Annotated in this window: 17 protein-coding genes; 6 read left to right on the forward strand and 11 right to left on the reverse strand. The window is 74.3% G+C overall.

What is annotated here, in order from left to right; translation table 11 throughout:
• Positions 1 to 14: 14 nt before the first annotated feature.
• From QYM41_RS06410 to dinB, 6 genes are all read right to left on the reverse strand, one after another.
• Positions 15 to 1,976, reverse strand: coding sequence for a peptidoglycan D,D-transpeptidase FtsI family protein (locus tag QYM41_RS06410; RefSeq protein ID WP_368798906.1), 1,962 nt, complete (start codon positions 1,974 to 1,976; stop codon positions 15 to 17).
• 73 nt (positions 1,977 to 2,049) lie between these two features.
• The gene (gene ftsL / locus QYM41_RS06415; RefSeq protein WP_368798907.1) at positions 2,050 to 2,766 is read right to left on the reverse strand and encodes a cell division protein FtsL; all 717 of its coding nucleotides are present in this window, start codon (positions 2,764 to 2,766) and stop codon (positions 2,050 to 2,052) included.
• Positions 2,763 to 3,764 carry a 16S rRNA (cytosine(1402)-N(4))-methyltransferase RsmH gene (gene rsmH, locus QYM41_RS06420; protein WP_368798908.1) on the reverse strand — a complete coding sequence of 334 codons (1,002 nt, stop codon included), beginning with the start codon at positions 3,762 to 3,764 and terminating at the stop codon, positions 2,763 to 2,765. Before rsmH ends, ftsL begins: the two co-directional genes overlap by 4 nt.
• A 230-nt stretch (positions 3,765 to 3,994) precedes the next feature.
• A complete protein-coding gene (gene mraZ / locus QYM41_RS06425; protein ID WP_368798935.1) occupies positions 3,995 to 4,426 on the reverse strand; it encodes a division/cell wall cluster transcriptional repressor MraZ in 432 nt (143 codons plus the stop codon).
• 666 nt (positions 4,427 to 5,092) lie between these two features.
• Complete coding sequence (locus tag QYM41_RS06430) at positions 5,093 to 5,470, reverse strand: SCO2097 family morphological protein (RefSeq protein WP_368798909.1); 378 nt, start codon at positions 5,468 to 5,470, stop codon at positions 5,093 to 5,095.
• Between the two features lie 55 nt (positions 5,471 to 5,525).
• Positions 5,526 to 6,806 (reverse strand): DNA polymerase IV, encoded by a 1,281-nt coding sequence (dinB, locus tag QYM41_RS06435; protein WP_368798910.1) that lies wholly within the window; start codon positions 6,804 to 6,806, stop codon positions 5,526 to 5,528.
• Positions 6,807 to 6,978: 172 nt separating this feature from the next.
• Here dinB and QYM41_RS06440 point away from each other — a divergent pair, with 172 nt between their 5' ends.
• On the forward strand, positions 6,979 to 8,130 hold the full coding sequence (locus tag QYM41_RS06440; protein ID WP_368798911.1) for a polyprenyl synthetase family protein: 1,152 nt from the start codon (positions 6,979 to 6,981) through the stop codon (positions 8,128 to 8,130).
• A gap of 65 nt (positions 8,131 to 8,195) precedes the next feature.
• Here QYM41_RS06440 and QYM41_RS06445 read toward each other — a convergent pair whose 3' ends face one another.
• Entirely contained in the window at positions 8,196 to 8,582 is a 387-nt protein-coding gene (locus QYM41_RS06445) for an Rv2175c family DNA-binding protein (protein ID WP_368798912.1), read from the reverse strand.
• Between the two features lie 119 nt (positions 8,583 to 8,701).
• Between QYM41_RS06445 and QYM41_RS06450 the strand changes: the two genes are divergently transcribed.
• Entirely contained in the window at positions 8,702 to 9,886 is a 1,185-nt protein-coding gene (locus tag QYM41_RS06450; RefSeq protein WP_368798913.1) for a LysM peptidoglycan-binding domain-containing protein, read from the forward strand.
• Positions 9,887 to 9,932: 46 nt separating this feature from the next.
• Entirely contained in the window at positions 9,933 to 11,879 is a 1,947-nt protein-coding gene (locus QYM41_RS06455) for a protein kinase domain-containing protein (protein WP_368798914.1), read from the forward strand.
• Positions 11,880 to 11,923: 44 nt separating this feature from the next.
• On the opposite strand, the gene QYM41_RS06460 is transcribed toward QYM41_RS06455, so the two are convergent.
• Together QYM41_RS06460 and QYM41_RS06465 are read right to left on the reverse strand one after the other, a co-directional pair.
• Positions 11,924 to 13,315, reverse strand: coding sequence for a class II 3-deoxy-7-phosphoheptulonate synthase (locus tag QYM41_RS06460; protein WP_368798915.1), 1,392 nt, complete (start codon positions 13,313 to 13,315; stop codon positions 11,924 to 11,926).
• A gap of 43 nt (positions 13,316 to 13,358) precedes the next feature.
• On the reverse strand, positions 13,359 to 14,210 hold the full coding sequence (locus QYM41_RS06465; protein ID WP_368798916.1) for a lysophospholipid acyltransferase family protein: 852 nt from the start codon (positions 14,208 to 14,210) through the stop codon (positions 13,359 to 13,361).
• A 146-nt stretch (positions 14,211 to 14,356) separates the two neighbouring features.
• Between QYM41_RS06465 and QYM41_RS06470 the strand changes: the two genes are divergently transcribed.
• From QYM41_RS06470 to QYM41_RS06480, 3 genes are all read left to right on the forward strand, one after another.
• On the forward strand, positions 14,357 to 15,211 hold the full coding sequence (locus QYM41_RS06470) for an alpha/beta hydrolase (protein WP_368798917.1): 855 nt from the start codon (positions 14,357 to 14,359) through the stop codon (positions 15,209 to 15,211).
• Positions 15,208 to 15,651 carry a hypothetical protein gene (locus tag QYM41_RS06475; protein WP_368798918.1) on the forward strand — a complete coding sequence of 148 codons (444 nt, stop codon included), beginning with the start codon at positions 15,208 to 15,210 and terminating at the stop codon, positions 15,649 to 15,651. The genes QYM41_RS06470 and QYM41_RS06475 overlap by 4 nt, the downstream gene beginning before the upstream one ends.
• A 70-nt stretch (positions 15,652 to 15,721) precedes the next feature.
• Entirely contained in the window at positions 15,722 to 17,620 is a 1,899-nt protein-coding gene (locus tag QYM41_RS06480) for an AMP-dependent synthetase/ligase (RefSeq protein WP_368798919.1), read from the forward strand.
• Between the two features lie 22 nt (positions 17,621 to 17,642).
• Here QYM41_RS06480 and QYM41_RS06485 read toward each other — a convergent pair whose 3' ends face one another.
• Entirely contained in the window at positions 17,643 to 19,100 is a 1,458-nt protein-coding gene (locus QYM41_RS06485) for a mycothione reductase (protein WP_368798920.1), read from the reverse strand.
• Between the two features lie 97 nt (positions 19,101 to 19,197).
• Positions 19,198 to 20,832, reverse strand: a 1,635-nt coding sequence (locus QYM41_RS06490; protein ID WP_368798921.1) for a biotin/lipoyl-containing protein, incomplete at its 5' end; no start/stop codon positions are given.

The following is a 20,832-nucleotide window of genomic DNA, read 5'->3' on the forward strand; positions in this document are numbered from 1 at the left end:
GGCGATATGGAAGTCTAGTCGCCCTCGTCGGACCGCCGGGACGCGGCCCCGGCCTCCGCCCCGGCCCCGCCCCCGGTGCCCGTGCCGGCCTCGGTGCCGGCCTCGGTCCCGGCGGCGGCCTCGCCGTCCTCCGGGGCCTCCACGCCCGGCGGGGTGTCCACCGGCGCCGTCCCCTCCGACTCGTCCTCCTCGGGGTCGTCCGTGCGCAGCGGGATCTTCACGGGCTCGGTCGTGGAGGGCGGGACGTCGTAGTGGCGCAGCACCTGGCCCATGATCTTGCTGAAGGTCCCGGTGGTGCCGATCGAGCGCACGTCGCCCTCCGGCCGCTGCAGGGTGACCGCCACGAGGTACTGGGGGTCCTCCACGGGGGCGACGCCCACGAAGGAGGTGGTGTAGCCGTCGTAGCCGCCCTCGGGGCTGGGCGCCTCCGCGGTGCCGGTCTTGCCGCCCACGCGGTAGCCCTCCACGGCGGCCTCCTTGGCGCCGCCCTGGGTCACGGTGACCTCCATCATGTCGAGCACCTGCTGCGCCGTCTCCTCGGAGACGACGCGCTCGCCCTCGGGCCGGTCGACGGGGGTGCTGGTGCCGTCGGGGGCGATCACGGACTCGATGACCCGGGGCTCCACCTGCACGCCGCCGTTGCCGATGGCCTGGAAGATCGTGGCGGTGCGCAGCGGGGTCTGGGCGACGCCCTGGCCGAAGAGCACGGTGTACTGCTGGCGCACGTCCCACTGGTCCGCGCCGGTGAGGATGCCCGGTGACTCCCCGGGCAGCTCGATGCCGGTGGTCTCCCCCACGCCGAAGCGCTGCATCCACTCGTGGCGCTGCTCCGGGGAGAGCTTGCCCCCGACCAGGACCGTGCCGGTGTTCATGGAGTCGGCGATGATGCCCGCGAACGTGCGCTGCTGCTCGCCGTGGTCGAAGGCGTCGGTGATCTTCTGCCCCTCGATCTCCAGGAACGGCGGCACGGTGATCTCCGTGCGGGGGGTGACCAGGCCCTCCTCCACGGCGGCCGCCGCGGTGAGGATCTTCTGCGTGGACCCGGGCTCCACGGCGTTCTGCACGGAGCGCACGCCGAGGTCCTCGGGGTCCGCCGACCCGATGTCGTTGGGGTCCACGGTCGAGGAGTCGGCCAGGGCGAGCACCGCGCCGTCCTCGATCCGCATCACCACGGCCGTGCCCCACTCGGCGTCGAGCTCCTGGGCGCGCTCCATGACGGCCTGCTGGGCGAAGAACTGGACGTCGCTGTCGATCGACAGCTGCACCGAGGAGCCGTCCTCCACCGGGCTCTCCTCCTGCGGGGCCACGGGGATCCGCACGCCGTCGGCGCTGATCTCGAAGGTACGGCTCCCGTCCGTGCCGCGCAGCAGCGCGTCCTGGGTCAGTTCGATCCCGCCGAGGGCCTCGTCGTCCCCGCCCATGAAGCCGACCACGCTGCCGCCCACCGGGCCGTTGGGGTAGATGCGGTCGGACGAGGGCTGCCCGTAGATGTAGGGCAGCCCGAGCTCCCGCACGGTGTTCCACTGCTCGGGGGTGACGCCGCGGGCCACGTACTCGAACTGCTTGTCGCCGTCGAGGGCGTCCTTGACCTCGGTGTCCTCGAGCTCGAGCGCGTCGGCGAGCTGGTACACCGCCTGCGTGGGGGTCACCGTCTCGGTGGTGCCGTCGGCCAGGGGACGGGCGAACTCGCGCACCAGGGACTGGTCGACCGTGACGTCGTAGCGCTGCAGGGTGCGGGCCAGGACGTTGCCGTGGGTGTCCCGGATCTCCCCCCGCAGCGCGGGCACCACCTCGGTGCGGGAGCGCTCCCCCGCGGCGGCCTCGGCGCGGCCGGCGGCGTCGAAGCCCTGCACCCACACGAGCCGCAGGCCGAGCACCACGAGCAGCCCGAGCACGAGGACGACCCCGATGTGGCTGCGTCCGATGCCGCGGGCGCCGGGGGCGTCTCCGCTGGTCGTCGAGCGTGCGCGTGCCACTGTCTGCCTCGTTCCTGGTTGCGGCTGGGGGATGTCCGGGGTGCTGCCGGCGGGTGCGGGGCCGGGGCCCGGGTCACTCGCCGGGCGTGCGCTGCGGCGGGGCGGGGAGGGAACCGGCGTCCGCCTCCGCGGCTCCGGCGGCCGCCGCGTCCTCGCGGTCCCGGCGCTCGGCGTCCTCGCGCTCCTGCTCCGCCTTCTCCTGCTCGCGGTCCTCGGCGCGCTGGGCGGCCCGGTCGGCGGCCTCGGAGCCGGTCTGGTGGGCGTGGTCCACCAGGATCTCGTGGTTCTCCTGGGGCTCGGCGGGCAGCGGGTCGCCCGTGACGGTGCCGTCCGTGAGGTCGACCGTGCCCGAGTCCTGGGCGGGGACCATGCCCAGGTCCGCGGCCATGACCGCGAGGTTCTGGGGGGCGTTGTAGAACTCGAGGTCCTGGGTGAGCGCCTCGTTCTGCTGGCTGAGGGCCTGCTCCTGGGCGCGCAGCTCCACGAGCCGGTACTGGCCGCCGGAGATCTGGATGTTCAGCACCAGGATGGAGGCCAGCGCCACCACGAGGGCCACGAGGCTGAGCACCACGGTGGACATCCGCTGCCGCCGCGCCCGGCCCGGGACCACGGAGAGCGGGGCCCGTGTGGAGCCGGCCTGCTCCTCGGGGTGCGGGGCGGGGCTGCTGAACTGGCGTGCGGAACTGCCCTCCACCGGGGGGCGCTGCCCGCGCCGCCCGGCCCAGGCCCCGATGCCGGTGCGCGAGGCGGCCGTCCGTGCGGGGCGTCGCTGGAGTCCGGTTCCGCTCATGCCGTGTACCTCTGCGCGTTCTGTGCTGTGGGGGGAGTGTGCTGTCGGATGCGCTCGACCGCGCGCAGGCGCGCGGAGGCGGCCCGGGGGTTCTCGTCGATCTCCCGGGGGGTGGGGGTCTCGGTGCCGCGGGTCAGCACCCGCAGGGTGGGCTTGTGCTGCTCGAGCTCCACGGGGAAGCCCTTCGGCGCGGTGGAGGCGGCCCCCCGGGCGAAGGCCTGCTTGACGATCCGGTCCTCCAGCGAGTGGTAGCTCATGGCCACCACGCGGCCGCCGACGGGCACGGCGTCGAGCGCGGCCGGCACGGCCCGGGCCAGGACGTCGAGCTCCTCGTTGACCTCGATGCGCAGCGCCTGGAAGGTCTGCTTCGCCGGGTGCCCCTTGCGGTGCTGGGCGGACTGCGGCACGGCGCCGCGCACGACCTCGACGAGCTCGCCCGTGGTCCGCAGCGGGGACCTGGTCCGGTGCTCCACGATCGCGCGGGCAATGCGTCCGGCGAAGCGCTCCTCCCCCCAGTCCCGCAGGATCCGCCGCAGGTCCGCCTCGCTGTAGTCGTTGACCACGTCCCGGGCCGTGACCGGGGCCGTGGCGTCCATCCGCATGTCCAGGGGCGCGTCGTACGAGTACGCGAAGCCGCGCTCGCGCTCGTCGAGCTGCAGGGACGAGACCCCGAGGTCGAAGAGCACCGCGTCCGCGTGGTCGAACCCGTGCTGGGCGAGCGCCTCGGGAATGCGGTCGTACGTGGTGTGCACGGGGTGGAAGCGGTCCCCGAAGGGGGCCAGCCGTGTGCCGGCCAGCGCGTGCGCCTGGGGGTCCCGGTCCACGGCCACCAGCTGCAGTGCGGGGAAGCGGCGCAGCAGCGCCTCGGAGTGGCCGCCCATGCCCATCGTCGCGTCCACCGCCACGGCGCCGTCCTCGCCGAGGGCGGGAGCCATCAGGTCGAGGCACCGCTCGAGCAGCACGGGGACGTGGAGCTGCTCGGCTGGGCGTTGCGCCATGGGCCCTCTCTTCGGCGGTCGACGGTGGATCGGTCTTCGGTGGCCGGCGCCGGGTCGACGCCGTGGTGCGGCGGCGGACGTTCCAGGATCAGAACCCCATCCGCTGGCCGTCCCTCGAATCCGGCCTGGCTCAGGGGAAGGTGAGCCAGGACGGTGACGGCTGTGCGGCTGGAGATCTCATCCGGGAAGCGGCTGCGCGTGCTCCGCGGGTGGTCTCGGCGGGCCTGCGCTCAGAAGAGCCCGGGCACCACTTCCTCCTCGGTGTCGGAGAAGACGGCCTCCTTCTCGTTCAGATACTCGTTCCACGCCTGGGCGTCCCAGATCTCGACCCGGGTGCCCGCGCCGATGACGGCGAGCTCCCGGTCGAGCCCGGCGTAGTCCCGCAGCGGCGGCGGTATGGTGACTCGGCCCTGCTTGTCCGGGACCTCGTCCGAGGCGCCCGAGAGAAAGACCCGGATGTAGTCCCGGGCCTGCTTCGAGGACAGGGGTGCCGCCCTCAGCTGCTCGTGGACCCGTTCGAACTCCCGGACACTGAACACGTAGAGGCACCGTTCCTGACCACGGGTCAGGACGAGTCCTTCCGCCAGTTCCTCCCGGTATTTCGCCGGCAGGATCAGACGGCCCTTCTCGTCGAGACGGGGTGAGTACGTTCCGAGAAACATGCTCACCGCCTCTCCAGCCCGAGAGTTCTCCCAGATCCATCTCTTCGCCCCACTTTACTCCACTTCACTCCCCGGTCAACGAACGCGGGGCCCGGGCGCCGCGGCGTGGCGCGCCGCCCGGTCGGCGTGCGCCGCGTCCTCGCAGGTCGGCGCGGGGGCGCGCGGGTGGTGCCCGGTGGAGGACGGCGTGGCGCGCCGGGGCGGGGCGCCCTTCCGGGGCTTGCGGCGGGTGGCCGGCGAGGCCTTCGTCCGGGCCCGTCCACGGCGCCGGGAGGGTGGTGGAGGCCCGTGGGGAGCGATGTGGAGGGCACTGCGGGGAGCGGTGTGGAGGGTGCCGTGGGAGTGCCGCGGGAGCGCCGTGGAGGACGTTGCCGGGAGCCCCGCAGGAGCGCCGTTCGAGCACTGTGGGGGCACCTCGAGAAGGCGGCGGGGAGCAGCGTGGAGGGCGCGGCGGGGAGCGCCGTGGAGGGCGCTGTGGGGAGGGCGCTGTGGGGAGCCGTGCGGAGGACGCCGGACACCGAAAAGCTCCCCGGTGCTGCACCGGGGAGCTGGTGGGGTGCCGCGTGGCGGCACGGTGGTGGTCGGGTGGGGCCGCCGGGGCCTAGGGGCGGGGTGCGCCGCGCGGTGGAGGGTCCCGGTGGGGACCGTCCGCTCAGGCGGGGCCGGTCAGGAGGAGGAGCCTCCGGAGTTGCGCTGGTCCCAGCGCTGTTCCAGGTTCTGCAGGAACGGGGACGAGCGGCGGGGCGTGCCGCCCTTGCCGGGCGCGCCGTCGGGGCGCGGCTTGCCGGAGCGCATGGTGGCGACGTAGACGCCGGCGCCCATCACCACGAAGCCCAGGACACCGACCAGGATGGAGTCGATCACCACTCCGCCCAGGAGGACGAGCAGGCCGACGACGGCGATCACGATCCCGAGGACGATGTTGCGTGTGGAAGCACCCCGGACGGCACGGGAGCCCATGCTCGTCACGAACCTCGGGTCGTCCGCGTGGAGCTGCTTCTCCAGCTGGGCCAGGAGCTGTTGCTCGTGCTCGGACAGTGGCACGGTATGCCTCCTCATCCTTCGGGTGCGGATTCCCCGGCTGTTCCGGCGCCGCCTGCTACCAGGATAGACCGTCGGGTGCTGATTTGGCACCGCGCACACGGCTGTCAACAGCCTCCGAGTTGCCTCCCGGATCCCGTGGTGCGGACGGCAGCAGACGGGCGGGCCCGAGGCGCTCTGCTCCGAAGCGGGCGTGCACCCGGTCCATGGCCTGTTCGGCGGCCCCCCACTCCTCCTCGCGGCCGTCCAGGCTCAGCTGCAGGGCGTCCGAGGCGGGTTCCAGCCGCTCGGCCCGGATCCCGATGAGCCGGACCGGCTGGGGCCGGTTCCCGAGCTCCTCGAGCAGGCCCACGCCGTGCTGGAGCAGGTCGCGGGCCGAGGTGTAGGGGTGCTGCAGGGTCCGGGAGCGGGTGATCGTCGTGAAGTCCGCGTAGCGGAGCTTGAGTCCCACCCGCCGGGCCCGCAGCCCGTGGCGGCGAAGCCTCGAGGCGGTGCGGTGGCTCAGCCGCAGCAGGGTCTCGTGCAGCACCCGGTCGTCCGCGACGTCCCGGGGGAAGGTCTCCTCCGCGCCGAGGCTCTTCTCCTCCCGGACCGGCTCGACCGGGCGGGGGTCCCGGCCGTTGGCGAGCTCGTGGAGGTGGTGACCGGCGGCCGGTCCGACCAGCCGGGTCAGCTGGGGCACCGGGGTGGCCGCGAGGTCGCCGACGCTGCTGATCCCCGCCCCGGTGAGCGTCTCGGCCGTGCGGCCCCCGACGCCCCACAGCGCCGAGACCGGCAGCTCCGCCAGGAACGCCACGGTGTCCTCGGGCTGGACGAGCAGGAGGCCGTCCGGCTTGGAGCGGGTCGAGGCGATCTTCGCCACCGTCTTGTTGGCACCGATCCCCACGGAGGCGGTGAGCCCCAGCTCCCGGTGGACGCGGGCGCGCAGGCCGCGGGCGATGCCCACCGGCGGGCCGAGCCGCCGGACCGCCCCGGCGACGTCCAGGAAGGCCTCGTCCACGCTGATCTGCTCGACCCGGTCGGTGATCTCCCCGAACATGGCCATGACCCGGCGCGAGTAGGCCTCGTAGGCGTCGCGGTGGGGCTCCAGCAGGACCGCCCGGGGGCACATGGCGCGGGCGCGCGCGAGCGGCATGCCGGACCGCACGCCGAACTCCCGGGCCTCGTACGAGGCGGAGAGGACGACGGAGCGGTGCCCCGATCCCGCGACGATGACGGGCCGGCCCCGCAGCCGGGGCGCCGTGAGCAGCTCCACGCCGACGTAGAACATGTCCATGTCCACGTGCAGCACCGCGCACGAGCGCCAGCGGTCCAGCCGGTCCTTCGGCGTCTCGGTCACCGCGTCCTCCTCCCGGGTCCGGCACAGCATAGCTTTCGGAGCGGACATCCCGGCCTCGGCGGGGGCGCCGCTCCGGTCCCCGCCCGCCGGGCCTTCGATAGGCTGGGCCGGACATCGCGGGCGGTCCCCAGCGGCCGTCCACCCCCGCCCCGAGACCGAGGTCGAACCACCCATGACGTGCCCGCTGCTCCCGCACCACCCCGAGGCGTCCTCCGGCACCACGCCGCGCTTCCGGCCCGAGGACGCCTTCCGCGCCGAGGACGAGCGGTTCGTGGCCCGTCTGCACGGGGAGCTGGAGGAGTTCCTGGGGCGGCAGCGGTCGGTCCTCGGCGGGATCTCGGCGGACGCCCTGCCGCTGGTGGAGGCGGTCGCCGCGCTCTCCGCGGGCGGCAAGCGGCTACGCGCCCGGCTGTGCTACTGGGGCTGGCGGGCGGCCGGCGGGGACCCCGAGGACCCCGCCGTGGTCCGGGCCGGCGCCGCGCTCGAGCTCTTCCAGTCCGCCGCCCTCATCCACGACGACGTGATCGACCGCTCCGACACCCGCCGGGGTGCCCCGAGCGTGCACCGCCGGTTCGAGGCCGCCCACGCGGAGCGGGGCTGGGCGCTGGACGGCGCCGCCTTCGGCGTGGCCGCCGCGATCCTCTCCGGTGACCTGTGCCTGTCGTGGAGCGAGCAGCTGTTCGCCGCGGCCACCGCCACGGCCGACGGCGGCCACCGAGCGCGGTCGGTCTTCGACCTGATGCGCTCGGAGGTGATGGCGGGGCAGTACCTCGACGTGCAGGGGGAGGTCGCCGGTGGGGGCCAGGACCGTGCCGGTGCGGTCCAGCGCGCCCTGGACGTCATCCGGTACAAGTCGGCGAAGTACTCCGTGGAGCACCCCGTGGTCCTCGGCGCCGCCCTGGCCGGGGCCGGCGAGCCGGTCCTGGAGCGCTGTTCCGCGTTCGCCCTGCCCCTCGGCGAGGCGTTCCAGCTGCGCGACGACGTGCTGGGGGTGTTCGGGGACCCCGCGACCACGGGCAAGCCGGCCGGCGACGACCTGCGCGAGGGGAAGCGGACGGTGCTCGTCGGCTACGTCCGCTCGCGCGGCAGCGAGGAGCAGATCGAGCGGCTCGAGGCGGCCCTGGGCCGGCCGGACCTGACCGAGGAGGACGTCGAGCAGCTGCGCTCGCTCATCACGGCCTGCGGGGCGCTGGGCGCCACGGAGGCGCTCATCGACGGGCTCAGCCGGGAGGCGTTCGCGGCCCTGGACCGGCTCGGAGCCGAGGCCGTGCCCATGGCCGCGCTGCGCGGGCTGGCCACGGCCGCGGTCCGGCGCTCCTCCTGAACCCGGTCTCCCGCCCGCCCCGCGCCTCCGCGGCCGGGGTGGGCGGCACTCCGGTCAGGCGCCGGTCACCAGGCCAGGGCCTGCGCCCGGCGCCGGATCTCCGTCTTGCGCCCGTCCCGCAGGGCGTCGACGGGACGGCCGGGCAGGGACTCGTCCTCGGTGAACAGCCACGCGATCGCCTCGACGTCGGTGAAGCCGGAGTCCCGCAGGACCGCCACCGTGCCCTTCAGCGAGTCGACCACGGCGCCGTCCAGCAGGAACGCGGCCGGCACCCGGCGGATGCCGTCGTGGGGGTTGCGGACGGCGAGGAGGGTGCCGTCGTCGACGAGACCGTGGACGCGGGTGACCACGAGATCGAGCTGCTCGGCGATGTCGGGCAGGGGCAACCACTCCTGGACGAGACCGTCCAGGCGGTCGAACTCCTCGGTGCTGATTCCGGATGTGTTCTTCACGTCCCCAGGGTGCCACGTCGGCCGGTGCCCGTGCCACGCGGGCCCGCCACGGTATGCTCGATCCGCGGAGCCGGCTGAGACCTCCGCACCTTCCCCGATCAGCGTCAGAGAGCCACTTCATGCCGTATCCCCCCGACAGCGACACGACCGACCCGAACGACGCACCCCACCGCACCAGCACCCGCTCCGACCCGGACGCCCCCGGCGCCGGCCCCGCGGCGCCGGCGGACCGCTCCCCCGGCTGGGCCCGCCGCGCCCGCACGGGCTCGGCGGTCACCGCGGTCACCGCCGTCGCCCTGGCCGCCCTGGGCAGCGGCACGGTGGCCCACGCGGCTCCCGCGCACACCGGCCAGGTGGCCTCGGCACCCCAGCTGCCCGGACGGACCGCGGCGAAGGCACCGGAGCACACCGTGTCCCCCGGGGACTCCCTGTGGGCGATCGCCCAGCGCCACGGCGTCCGCGTGGACGAGCTGATGCGGTGGAACGACCTCTCGGGGGCGGCACTGCTCCTGCCCGGACAGCAGCTGCGGCTGTCCGGCGGCGAGGCCCCCGAGGCGGAACCCGCGGAGGAGACCGCCCCGCCGGCGAAGGAGCCGGCCCGCACGGAGCACGTCGTGCGTCCCGGCGACTCCCTGTGGAGCATCTCGCAGGAGCGCGGGGTCTCCGTCCAGGCGCTGCTCGACGACAACGACCTCACCGTCACCTCCCTGCTGCGCCCGGGGCAGCGGCTGGCGGTCGCCGCGCCGGCCGGGGAGACCGTGCGGAGCGCCGCGGCTCCGGCACCGGCCGAGGCCGCCCGGCCGGACGGACAGCGCGCCGTGGGCGACAGCTTCCTGGGCCGGACCTACGAGGACGGGGTGGTGGACTCCGCCAACCGCCACCACGAGCAGCTCGCCTCCCGCCCGGCGCCGTCCCGCGAGCAGATGCGCCGGATGGTCCACGACACCGCGGTGCGGATGGGCGTGGACCCGGCCCTGGCCCTGGCCCACGCCTACCAGGAGTCGGGCTTCGACCACCGGGCCGTCTCCCCCGCGGACGCCGTGGGCACGATGCAGGTCATCCCGGACGCCGGGGACTGGGCCTCGGGTCTCGTGGGCCGGGAGCTCGACCTGCTCGACCCGCAGGACAACGTCACCGCGGGCGTGGCCATCATCCGCCAGCTGGGCCGCGCCGCGCCCAGCACGGACGTGGCCATCGCCGCGTACTACCAGGGTCTGCACGGCGTGAAGAAGTACGGGATGTACGACGACACCAAGCGGTACGTCAAGAACATCAAGACCCACCGCAAACGGTTCGGACCGTGACCTCCGACCCAGCCGGCGCACAGCGCCCCGCCCTAGGCTGAGCCCCGTGCAGCACGCGCTCCCCGACCACCTGACCGGGACCGTCCTCGAGGGCCGCTACGAGCTGGGCCCGCGCATCGCCCACGGCGGCACCGCCACCGTGTACCGGGCGGTGGACACGCGCCTGCAGCGGGTCGTTGCGGTCAAGCTCATGCACGCCCACCTCGCCCAGGACCCCGCGGCCGCCGAGCGGTTCGTCCGGGAGGCCCGGGCCGCGGCACGGCTGTCCCACCCGCACGTCGTCTCCGTGCTCGACCAGGGCCACGCCCCGGACGGGGTGCCCTACCTGGTCATGGAGCACGTCGCGGGCTCGACGCTGCGGGACCTGCTGCGCCGGCGCGGCGCCCTGCCCCCGGGCGAGGCGCTGGCGCTGCTGGAGCCGGTCCTCGACGGGCTCGCCGCGGCGCACCGGGCGGGGCTGGTGCACCGCGACGTGAAGCCCGAGAACGTCCTGATCGCCGGCACCGGCCGGGTGACGGTCGCGGACTTCGGCCTCACCCGCGCCGTGGACCAGCACACGGGGACCGGGACGGTGCTCGGCACGGTGGGCTACGCCTCGCCGGAGCTGGTGACCGGACAGCGGGTGGACACCCGGGCGGACGTGTACTCGGCGGGGATCGTGCTATTCGAGCTCCTGACCGGCCGCCGCCCCTTCGAGGGCAGCCCCGTGGCCGTGGCCCGCGCCCACGCGGAGGGCGCCGTCCCGAACCTGCGCGCCCTCGACCCGGGTGTCCCGCCGGGACTGGCCCGGCTCGTGGCCCACGCCACCGCACGGGACCCGGAACTGCGCCCGCCGGACGCGAGCCGGTTCCTCGAGGAGCTGCGGGCGGTCCGGGCGGGGCTGCGGCCGTCCGAGCTCGCGCGGCTCCCGGCCCCGCGGCCCGTCCCCGGTGCGGTGCCCGGCCGGCCGGCCGCACCGACCGTCCGCGTCCCGGCCGGGAGGGACCCGGACGGGGGTCCCACGGAAGCACTGACCCCGGACGCGTGGCGCACGGAAGCTCTCGCTCCGGACCGCGGCACCGTGGACACGCCGGCCCCGGGCGCGTGGCGCACGACGCCGGGCCCCGCCGGCGCACCGACCGAGGCCCTGGACCGGGAGGCCGCCCCCACCGAGGCCCTGGACCCGGCGTCCGCCCGGGCCGGATCGCCGCAGGGCGCCGTGCCGCAGGGCGCCGCGCCGCATCCCGCCGGGCTGGGCGGGCCGGCGGGGTCCGGTCCGCCGCAGTTCCCGTCGTCCTCGAGCGGATCCTCCGACCCCTGGCGGCCCGAGGTCGAGCTGCGCCCGACCCGTCCCCTGCACGCGGCGGGCACCCTGGCGCTGGTCGCGCTCGCGGTGGCCGCCGCGGCGTTCCTGGGCTGGCTGCTGGGCTCCGGCCCGGGCGGGACCGTGAGCGTGCCGGACGTGCGGGGAACGGGTCCCGAGCTCGCCGAGCAGTACCTGGCCGGCGCCGGGCTGGCCAACGTGGCCGTGCACGAGACCGAGGACCTGGCAGTTCCCGCCGGCACCGTGCTCGGCACCGACCCGCCGGCCGGGTCCACCGTGCGGGCGGCGGAGCAGGTGGTCCTCCTGGTCTCGACCGGCCCGGAGACGACGACCGCCCCGGACGTCGCCGGGATGACGGAGGAGGACGCCCGGGCACGCCTGGCCGACGCGGGGCTCGCGGCCGGCACCGGGACCGCGGTGCCCGACGACGCCCCGGCCGGGACCGTCGTGGGCCAGCACCCGGAGGCGGGCACGGCGGTGCTCCCGGGCACGACGGTGGACCTCGCGGTCTCGGCCGGGACCCGGGCCGAGTCCGCCCCCGGGGTCCTGGGCCGGCCCGTCGACGAGGCGGTGCGGGTGCTCGGGGAGGCCGGCTACGCGGCACGGGTCGAGGAGAGGCTCGGCGCCCCCTTCGGCTACGTGGTGGCCCAGACGGCCGACGGGGCCGAGGTCGTCCTGACCGTCCTGTAGCGGACGGCCGGTCCGGCCCCGGCCCCGTGGACCCGGTGCTGCGCTCAGCGGCGGGAGAGGTACCCCGCGACGAGGAACGCGATCTCGAGGGACTGCATGTGGTTTAGCCGCGGGTCGCACAGCGACTCGTAGCGGTCCTGGAAGGAGGACTCGTCCACGGGGTCGGCCCCGCCGAGGCACTCCGCGACGTCGTCGCCGGTCATTTCCACGTGGATGCCCCCGGGGAACGAGCCGATCGCCTCGTGCACCTCGAAGAAGCCGCGGACTTCGTCCACGACGTCGTCGAAATTGCGGGTCTTGTACCCGGATGGCAGGGACACGGTGTTGCCGTGCATGGGGTCGGTGACCCACACGACCTTGGCGCCCGAGCTCTCCACGGCCTCGACCAGCGGCGGCAGCTTCTCCCGGATGTTCTTCGCGCCCATCCGCGTGATGAACGTGAGCCGGCCCGGCTCGCGCTGCGGGTCGAGCTTGTCGATGAGCGCGAGCGCGTCCTCGCCGGTCGTCTTCGGGCCCAGCTTGACGCCGATCGGGTTGCGCAGCCGGGAGAGCAGGTCCACGTGGGCGCCGTCGAGCTCCCGGGTGCGCTCCCCGATCCACAGGAAGTGCCCGGACGTCCCGTACGGGAGGTGGGTGCGGGAGTCGATCCGGCTCAGGGCCCGCTCGTAGTCCAGCAGCAGGGCCTCGTGACCGGCGTAGAACTCCGTGGTGCGCAGGGCGTCGAAGTCGGCGCCGCACGCGTCCATGAACTTCACGGCCCGGTCGATCTCGCGGGCCAGCGACTCGTAGCGCGCGTGCGCCGGGTTGGTGGTGAAGCCCATGTTCCAGGCGTGCACCAGGCGCAGGTCGGCGAAGCCGCCCGTGGTGAAGGCCCGGATGAGGTTCAGGGTGGAGGCGGAGGTGTGGTAGCCGCGCACCATCCGCCGCGGGTCGTGCACCCGGGACTCCTCCGTGAAGTCGAATCCGTTGACCATCTCCCCGCGGAACGTCGGCAGGGTCACGCCGTCGCGCGTCTCGTCGTTGGAGGAGCGGGGCTTCGAGAACTGCCCGGCCATGCGGCCCATCTTCACGACCGGCATGGACGCCCCGTACGTGAGCACCACGGCCATCTGCAGCAGGGTCTTGACCCGGGCGCTGATCCGGTCGGCCGTGGCGCCCTCGAAGGTCTCGGCGCAGTCGCCGCCCTGCAGGAAGAAGGCCCGGCCGTGGGCGACCTCGGCGAGACGGTCGCGCAGCTGGTCCACCTCCCCCGCGAAGACGAGGGGCGGCACCGCGTTGAGCTCGGCGATCGAGGCGGCGAAGTCGGGGTGGTCGCCCCACGTCGGCTGCTGGTCGGCGGCCAGCTCGCGCCAGTCGTCCAGCCCGGGGTAGTCGGCCGCCGAGGGGACCGGGGAGGCGAGGTTGCGAAGGCTGTCGGGAACGGTGAAGTCGAGCATGATGTCTTCCTCTGTGTCGTCCGGGGCGGGGCCGGGCGGGGGGTCAGGGTGCGGTGGGCGGCGGGGCGTCGTCGCCCGCGGTCTCGGGGCGGTCCCGGTGGGCGAGGGAGTCCGCGGTCCGGCGGGCGGTCCGGGCGGCGCTGCGCGCCCTGTCCTTGGCGCTGTCCACCATCTCCGCGGCGGCCTGCCTGGTCTCCTGGCGCTTCTGCTCCGCGAGCCGCTTCTTGTGCTCCGAGGCGTACGCGTCCACGTAGACCTGGCCGGACAGCGCCTGGATCGCGTGCATGATCTCGTCGGTGACCTCGCGCAGCAGGGCGTGCTCGCCCTGCCGGCCCCGGTAGCGGGAGAAGTCGAGCGGCTCGCCGAAGATCGTGGCGACCCGCGCGCTGCGGCGGGGCAGCGGCAGCCGGGTGCCGATGGGCTGGACCTTGTCGGTGCCGACCATGGCGATCGGCACGACCGGGGCTCCCGTCTCGAGCGCCAGCCTGGCCACCCCGATCTTGCCCTTGTACATGCGTCCGTCCGGGGAGCGGGTGCCCTCCGGATAGATCCCGAGCAGCTCACCCTCCAGCAGCTTCCGCCCGCCGTTGCTCAGCGACTTCGCGCTGGCCCGGCCGCCGGAGCGGTCCATGGGGATCTGGTTGATGGCGCGGAAGAACGCCGCCATCGCCCTGCCCTTGAGCCCGGGGCTGGTGAAGTAGTCGGACTTGGCCAGGAAGTACACCTGCCGGGGCACCGCCACCGGCATGAAGACCGAGTCGGAGACCGAGAGGTGGTTGCTGGCCAGGATGGCCGGACCCTCGGCGGGCACGTTCTCCAGGCCGTGGACCTCGGGCCGGAAGGCGACGTTGACGAGAGGACCGACAACGTAGCGCTTCAGAAACATGTAGACCATGTGGGAGAGGACTCCTTCGTGCTGATCGGGGTGTCGCGAGGGTCCGAGCCGCTCGGACCGGGTCCGGCCTCCGGTATTCTCTCACGTCCGCACGGGCGCCGTTGCCGGTGCGCCCGCTCCGGGGCCCGTCCTGACATCATGGACGCATGACGTCACCCGTCGAGGACCAGCACCTGCCCACCCCCACCGCGACCGGGGGGCCCGTCGCCGAAGGGTCCCCGGGCGAGCCCTTCCGGTACCCGGCCGACGGCCCCGTGGGCGCTCTCGTGCTGCACGGCTTCACCGGTGTCCCGTTCAGCGTCCGCCCGTGGGGCCGTGCCCTGCACGAGGCGGGGGCGGACGTCGTGGGGCCCGTGCTCCCCGGCCACGGCACCCGGTGGGAGGACCTGGCCGGCGTCCGGTGGGAGCAGTGGCGCGACCACGCCGCCGCGCAGCTGCAGCAGCTGCGGGCCCGGCACGACGTCGTGGTGGTGTGCGGGCTCTCGATGGGCGGGGCGCTGGCGCTGCACCTCGCCGCGATCCTGCCCGTGGACGGGGTCGTGGCCCTGAACCCGGCCCTGTCGCTCGTCAGCCGCACGGCGCGCTTCGCCCCCGCCCTGCACCGCGCGGTGCCCTCCGTGCCGGGGGTCGGGGACGACATCAGCCTCCCCGGGGTCACCGAGCACGCCTACCCCCGCACACCGGTGGCGGGCGTGGCGGAGCTCGGACGGTTCATGGCCCGGACCCGCAGGATGCTGCCGGCGGTCACCGCCCCCGTCCTGCTGCTGCGCTCGCAGCACGACCACGTGGTCTCCGACGCCTCGCACCTGCACGTGCTGCGCCGCGCAGGCGGGGACGTGGAGCTGGTCCGCCTGGCCGAGAGCTTCCACGTGGCCACGCTGGACCGGGAGGCGGACGTGGTCGCGGCGCGGTCCGTGCGCTTCGTCGAGGATCTCGCGGCCGGGCGCAGCCCGGTCACCGCGCGGCCGCTGCGCCCGGCGTCCCGGAGGGAGCGGCGATGAGCGCCGGCCCCGGGGGCACCGCCGGCGGCCACGGCCCCGAGGACGAGTGGCACCGGATCGTCTCGGACCTCGAGGACGTGCGGCGGGCCGGCGACCGGCACCTCACCGGACCCCGGGACTGGTCCCCGGAGGAGGCCGTCTTCGGCGGGCCTCCCGCAGGGGCGGACGAGGACCGGGACCCGGAGGACCCGGAGGACGACGACGCGCCCTACTCCCCCGACCCCGGGCCCGTCACGCAGGGGCTCAGCGCCGGGGCGGTGCTGTCCTGGACCGTGCTGGTCGGCGTGCCCGTCCTGCTGGTGGTGCTGTCCCTGCTGCCCGGCTCGCTGCCGTGGTGGGCCATCGTGGCGGGCCTGGTGACCGTGATCGGGGCCATCGGCCACCTGCTGACCTCGCTGCCCGACGACCGCGACGACCTGGACGACGGCGCCCGCGTCTGACGCCGTTTGCGTGAGCCAATTCACTAGACTGGGGCGGACGGCCTGCCCATCCCGATCCGAGGAGAACCCCATGCGCCACGTCGCGACCGACGCTCTCGTGGACCCGCCCGCCCACAGCCGCATCACGGACTTCCTGCTGATGCAGGCGGACCGTGCCGGGGACCCGCACCTGTACACCGTCCTGGCGGCGGACGGGGCCGCCCGCGAGGTGCACGCCCGGGAGTTCCTGGCCTCGGTCCAGGGGGTGGCGAAGGGGCTCGTGGCCGCCGGGATCGAGCCCGGCGACCGGGTGGGCATCCTGAGCCGGACCCGCTACGAGTGGACCCTCGCGGACTTCGCGATCTGGTACGCCGGGGCGGTGCCCGTCCCGGTCTACGACTCCTCCTCCGCGCAGCAGATCGCCTGGATCATGGGCGACTCGGACGCGAAGGCCGTCTTCGTGGAGACGCAGGCACTGGAGGACTCCGTGCGCGCGGCCTCGCAGGAGACGCCGTTCCGCGCGGCGGAGAACGTCTGGCGCCTGGACGGCACGGGCGGCGGACTCGACGAACTGGCACGCGCCGGCGCGGACGTGCCGGACGAGGAGCTGGAGGCGCGCCGCACCTCGCGCGGTCTCGAGGACGTCGCCACGATCATCTACACCTCGGGGACCACCGGGCCTCCCAAGGGGTGCGAGCTCACGCACGGGAACTTCGTGCGGCTGTGCGAGAACACCTCCCTGGTGGTGGCCGACATCATCCACCCCGGCGCGCGCACGCTGCTGTTCCTGCCGCTGGCCCACGTGTTCGCCCGTTTCGTGGAGGTCATCGCCCTCTACACGGGGACCGTGCTGGCCCACACCCCCGACGTGAAGAACCTCATGGCCGATCTCGGGGCCTTCCGGCCCACGTTCATCCTGGCCGTGCCGCGGGTGTTCGAGAAGATCTACCAGAGCGCCCGCCTGAAGGCCGAGAAGAGCGGCCGGGCGAAGTCGCTGATCTTCGAGCGCGCCGTGGCCACGGCCGTCGCACACTCGAAGGCCGGGCAGGCCGGGCGGGTGCCGCCGCTGCTGCGCGCCCGCCACGCCCTGTTCGACCGGCTCGTGTACTCGAAGCTGCGGGAGGCGATGGGCGGGGAGGTCACGCACGCCGTCTCGGGCGGCGCCGCCCTCGGCACCCGGCTGGGGCACTTCTTCAACGGGATCGGGGTGTACGTCGTCGAGGGCTACGGGCTCACGGAGACCACCGCGCCCATCGCGGTCAACACCCCGGAGATCGGCAAGATCGGCACCGTGGGGCTGCCGCTGCCGGGCAACGAGGTGCGGATCGGCGAGGACGGTGAGGTCCTGGTCCGCGGCACCCACGTCATGCGCGGCTACCACGGGCGCGAGGACCTCACGGCGGCCGCGTTCGAGGACGGGTGGTTCCGCACGGGCGACCTCGGCTCGCTCGACGAGGACGGGGCGCTGACCCTGACCGGGCGGAAGAAGGAGATCATCGTCACGGCCGGCGGCAAGAACGTGGTGCCCAACGTGCTGGAGGACCCGATCCGCGCCTCCGCCCTCGTCTCCCAGGTCATGGTGGTCGGGGACGACCGGCCGTTCGTGGCCGCGCTCGTCACCCTCGACCAGGACGTCCTGCCTGCCCGCCTGGAGCTGATGGGGCTGGATCCCGCCATGCCCGTGGCGGAGGCCGCGCGCCACCCGAAGGTGGTCGAGCACGTCCAGGAGATCGTCGACCACGCGAACCGGGCGGTCTCCCGCGCGGAGAGCATCCGGGCCTTCGAGATCCTCGGTGTCGACTGGACGGAGGCCTCCGGTCATCTGACCCCGTCCATGAAGATCAAGCGGGCGAAGATCGCCCAGGACTTCGCGGACCGGATCGAGGAGATCTACTCGCGTCCCGCCCCCGAGCCGGCCCCCGCCCCCGCCACCCCGGCGGAGCGGATCAAGGAGAAGCTCTCCCAGGCGCACCTGCCGGGCCGCGGGTAGTGCCGCTCGGCGGCCGGTGGGCTCACCGGCCGCCGACGAGCGCGGCCTGGCTCAGGGGCGAGTGCTCGGGGACGTCGAGGCCCAGCAGGGCGTTCTCGACGACCTCGCTCAGGGCCGGGTGGATCCAGTACTGGCCACGGGCCATCGTGTGGGCGTCCAGCCCGAAGGACATGGCCTGGACCAGCGGCTGGATGAGCAGGGAGGCCTCCTCACCGATCAGGTGCGCCCCCAGCAGGCGGCCCGTGCCCTTCTCCGCGATCAGCTTGCACAGTCCCGTGTGGTCCTCCATGGCCCACCCGTAGGCGGTGGACCCGTAGTCCTGCACCTTGACCGTGATCTCGCTGCCCTGGTCGACCGCCCACTGCTCGGCCTCCTGCTGGGTCATGCCGACGGAGGCGATCTGCGGGCTGGTGAACACGGCGGAGGGCACGAACCGGTGGTCGGTGGCCCGGAGGTCGCCGGGGTGCAGGAGGTTGTGCTGCACCGTGCGCGCCTCGGCGTTGGCCACGTGCTTGAGCTGGTAGGGGGAGCTGATGTCCCCGAGGGCCCAGACGCCCTCCGCGGGCCGGCCCCCGGAGAGGGCGCGCTGGTACTCGTCGACGGCCAGCAGACCGTCCTGCCGCACGTCCAGGCCGCCCGCCCGGGCGTCCAGCACGTCGGTGTTGGGCTGCCGGCCCGTGGCCACCAGCACCACGTCCGCCGGCAGGCGCATGACGAGCTCCGGGTCCTGGGGGTCGCGGAAGGTGACCATCACGGCGCACTCCTCGCCGTCCCACTCCTCGACCTCGCTCAGGGTCCATCCCGTCTCGAGCTTCCACTGCCGGGAGGCCTCGCGCGCGAACCGCTCGGCGATCTCCGGGTCGTGGTAGCGCAGGATGCGGTGGGTGCGGTTGACCTGGGTCACCCGGGACCCGAGGCTGGAGAACACGTGCGCGAACTCGGCGCCGATGTAGCCGCCGCCGACCACCACCACGCGGCGGGGCAGCTCGTCGATGCGCATGACCGTGTCCGAGGTGTGCACCTGGGGCAGGTCGATCCCGGGGATCTCCGGGCGCACCGGCCGCGACCCCGAGGCCACCACGATCTGCGCCGCCGTGAGCTCCTCCCCCGACGCGGTGCGCAGGGTCCGCGGACCGGTGAAGCGCACGTGCTCCTGGTAGACGGTCACGTGCGGCAGCGTCCGGCGGTAGTCGAGCCCGCCGTGGGAGATCGCGTCGATCCGCCCGAAGATCCGGTCCCGCATCTCCCGCCACCGCACGTCCTGCACCGCGGCGTCGAGGCCGAGCCGATCGGCCTCCTGGGCGCGGCGGGCCACACTGGCCGGGTACGCGTACATCTTCGTGGGGATGCACCCCACGTTGAGGCAGGTGCCGCCGAAGGTCCCGCCGTCGATGAGCGCGACGTCCATGCCCTCGTAGTCCTCGGTGAGGATGGAGTTGCCCGAGCCGGAGCCGATGATGATCAGGTCGAATTTCCGCATGCGGCCCATCCTATGCGCGGCCGCGGCGGCCCCCGGGCGGCCCCTGCCGGCACCGCGGCCCTCCCGGGGTCCGCGGTGCCGGCAGGCCGCCGCCGGCTCAGCCCGCGGTGTCGAGCGCCAGCAGGAGGTCGCCTCCGGAGACCTGGGTGACGCCGGTGAGGGCGACCCGGGCGACGGTGCCGGCGGTGGGGGCGGTGATGGAGGCCTCCATCTTCATCGCCTCGATGGTGGCGACCTGGCCCCCGGCCTCCACGGTGTCGCCGGCGGCCACCGTCACGGTCACCGCCCCGGCGAACGGGGCGGCCACGTGGCCGGGATCGGCCGGATCGGCCTTCTCCGTCTCGGGCACCGCCGAGGCGACCGAGGTGTCGCGGACCTCGATCATCCGCGGCTGGCCGTTGAGGGTGAGCATCACGGTGCGCATGCCCTTCTCGTCGGCCTCCGAGATCGCCTGCAGGGTCACCAGCAGCCGCACCCCCTTGCCCAGGGAGATCACGTGCTCGTGCTCGGTGGTCAGCCCGTAGAGGAAGTCCCGGGTGTGCAGCACGGACACGTCCCCGTACTTGGCCCGGCCGGCCTCGTACTCGCGGGTGGGACCGGGGAAGAGCAGCCGGTTCAGCGTGGCACGCCGGGTCGCCGGGTCCCCGGCCAGGGCCTGGGAGTCCTCCGGGGCCAGCTCCGTGATCCCGACCTTCACGGTGCGGCCCTCCAGGGCCTTCGAGCGGAACGGTTCGGGCCACCCGCCCGGGGGCGTGCCGAGCTCCCCGGCGAGGAAGCCGATCACCGAGTCCGGGATGTCGAAGCGCTGCGGGTTCGCCTCGAACTCGCCCGGGTCCACCCCGGCCCCCACCAGGGCCAGGGCGAGATCGCCCACGACCTTGGAGGAGGGGGTGACCTTCACCAGGTGGCCGAGCATGGCGTTGGCGGCGGTGTACATGTCCTCGATCGCCTCGAAGCGCTCCCCCAGCCCCAGGGCGATGGCCTGCTGGCGCAGGTTCGACAGCTGCCCGCCCGGGATCTCGTGCCGGTACACCCGCCCGGTCGGGGCGGTGAGCCCGGACTCGAACGGGGCGTACATCCGGCGGATGACCTCCCAGTAGGGCTCCATCGCCGAGATCGCCGCCAGCTCGATCCCGGTGTCGCGCTCGGTGTGCTCCAGGGCGGCCACCAGCGCCGAGGCGGGCACCTGGGAGGTCGTGCCCGCCATCGAGGCGTCGGCGACGTCCACCGCGTCCACCCCGGCCTCGATCGCGGCCATCAGCGTGGCCAGCTGCCCGCCGGCGGTGTCGTGGGTGTGCAGGTGCACGGGCAGCTCGAAGCGCTCCCGCAGCGCGGTCACCAGCCGCCCCGCCGCGGCCGGGCGCAGCAGCCCGGCCATGTCCTTGATCGCCAGCACGTGCGCGCCGGCCTCGACGCACTGGGCGGCCAGCTCCAGGTAGTAGTCCAGGGTGTAAAGCGTCTCGGCCGGGTCCAGCAGGTCCCCGGTGTAGCACAGGGCCACCTCGGCCACCGCGGTGCCCGTCGCCCGGACGGCCTCGATGGCCGGGGTCATCTGGGAGACGTCGTTGAGGGCGTCGAAGATCCGGAAGATGTCCACCCCGGTCGCCGCGGCCTCGGCCACGAACGCGTCGGTGACCTCGGTCGGATACGGGGTGTAGCCCACGGTGTTGCGCCCGCGCAGCAGCATCTGGATCGGGATGTTCGGCATCGCCTCGCGCAGCAGTCGCAGCCG

The organism is Kocuria oxytropis (assembly GCF_040981195.1).
GTDB classification, from domain to species: Bacteria; Actinomycetota; Actinomycetes; order Actinomycetales; family Micrococcaceae; genus Kocuria; species Kocuria oxytropis.

What these genes read in the sequence shown, in the direction of transcription:
- QYM41_RS06480 (WP_368798919.1), top strand. Translation starts at nt 15,722, where the DNA reads ATGCGCCACGTCGCGACCGACGCTCTCGTGGACCCGCCCGCCCACAGC.
- QYM41_RS06470 (WP_368798917.1), top strand. Translation starts at nt 14,357, where the DNA reads ATGACGTCACCCGTCGAGGACCAGCACCTGCCCACCCCCACCGCGACC.
- QYM41_RS06485 (WP_368798920.1), bottom strand. Translation starts at nt 19,100, where the DNA reads ATGCGGAAATTCGACCTGATCATCATCGGCTCCGGCTCGGGCAACTCC.
- QYM41_RS06450 (WP_368798913.1), top strand. Translation starts at nt 8,702, where the DNA reads ATGCCGTATCCCCCCGACAGCGACACGACCGACCCGAACGACGCACCC.
- ftsL (WP_368798907.1), bottom strand. Translation starts at nt 2,766, where the DNA reads ATGAGCGGAACCGGACTCCAGCGACGCCCCGCACGGACGGCCGCCTCG.
- QYM41_RS06475 (WP_368798918.1), top strand. Translation starts at nt 15,208, where the DNA reads ATGAGCGCCGGCCCCGGGGGCACCGCCGGCGGCCACGGCCCCGAGGAC.
- QYM41_RS06440 (WP_368798911.1), top strand. Translation starts at nt 6,979, where the DNA reads ATGACGTGCCCGCTGCTCCCGCACCACCCCGAGGCGTCCTCCGGCACC.
- mraZ (WP_368798935.1), bottom strand. Translation starts at nt 4,426, where the DNA reads ATGTTTCTCGGAACGTACTCACCCCGTCTCGACGAGAAGGGCCGTCTG.
- QYM41_RS06465 (WP_368798916.1), bottom strand. Translation starts at nt 14,210, where the DNA reads ATGGTCTACATGTTTCTGAAGCGCTACGTTGTCGGTCCTCTCGTCAAC.
- rsmH (WP_368798908.1), bottom strand. Translation starts at nt 3,764, where the DNA reads ATGGCGCAACGCCCAGCCGAGCAGCTCCACGTCCCCGTGCTGCTCGAG.
- QYM41_RS06460 (WP_368798915.1), bottom strand. Translation starts at nt 13,315, where the DNA reads ATGCTCGACTTCACCGTTCCCGACAGCCTTCGCAACCTCGCCTCCCCG.